Raw genomic sequence first — 1,125 nt, 5'->3', positions numbered from 1 at the left:
CCAGAGCCTCCTGTTTCTAGTCCTGACGTTTCTCGTCCTGATGGTATGCGTGTCCGAGAAGACAAGCCTGCCATGGTTGTGGATTTGAATTCTGGCTCCTACAAAGAGTCATTGAGCCAAGTTCAAGAGCAGATCAAAAAACAAAAACAGACAATCGCTGCGGAAACCGCTAAGCCTGACAGTCAGGAATTACTCTCTGATCAGTCTGAAAATGCGTGGGTTGATCTGCGTATTCGCATGAATCGTTTCTTTACCGATCCAAATACAACGCCTGAGCAAGTCACGACACTGATTTCTAGTTGTATTTATGCCTACGGAGATCGGTTAGGTGATTCTGCAATCGATTTATTGCATGGCTTGTTAAGCACGTTAACGCCTAGCTCTATCAATGAAGAGCATCGTCTTTTGTTGCTCGCAGAATATGAGCGTCTTGAGTTGGCGAAGCCAACTGGCATGCCAGCGCCATCAGCGAGTTCAGTAGATGCTTTGGATCGTGAGGAAATTCGTGTTGATGAACCTTCCGAGCAGAGTGTTTACGATGAGAAAGGTTTTGGTTCTCAGAGTAAGTTGGCTGAGCAAATTCGTAGCTCATCTAATACCGTCCCTCTTGAAACGTTACTCGAGTCTATAAAATACGCCTCATTGGTTGACTCGTCTCGGGACTGAGCGTAGCTTTTTGATGCTGAAATTATCTAGGCATCATTTGTAGCAAAAGCTGCGACTTAGTCCGTGCTAAGTTCTTATAAATGTTGCCAAGCTGCCTAACAAAAATAAGAGGAAGCGCCATGACAGAGCAACATATTTATCCTGTTTCTCCTGAACTTGAAGAATTTTCAACGCTTAACAAAGACCAATATTTAGAGCTATATAAGGCATCTATTGATGACCCAGAGAGTTTCTGGGCAGAGCAAGCCAAAAGAATCGATTGGTTTAAGCCGTTTACCAAAGTCAAAGACGTATCTTATGCATCGAAAGATTTGCATATTCGTTGGTTTGAAGACGGTATCTTGAACGCGTCCTACAATTGTTTAGACCGTCACTTGGCTGATAAGGGCGATCAAACTGCGATTATTTATGAAGGTGATGACCCTTCTCAATCTGAACATATCTCATACAAACAGCTGC

Annotated in this window: 2 protein-coding genes; both read left to right on the top strand. The window is 43.5% G+C overall.

What is annotated here, in order from left to right; all coding sequences use genetic code 11:
- Positions 1-666, top strand: a 666-nt coding sequence (locus A3739_RS30015; RefSeq protein WP_197472379.1) for a hypothetical protein, incomplete at its 5' end; no start/stop codon positions are given.
- Between the two features lie 119 nt (positions 667-785).
- Positions 786-1,125 (top strand): acetyl-coenzyme A synthetase N-terminal domain-containing protein (locus A3739_RS16580; RefSeq protein WP_304440286.1); only part of this gene is annotated, 340 nt, incomplete at its 3' end.

The sequence above is a fragment of the Oleiphilus sp. HI0067 genome, assembly GCF_001635735.1.
The sequence above is the reverse complement of the archived record's forward strand: the minus strand, read 5'-3'. Positions and strand labels throughout refer to the sequence as shown.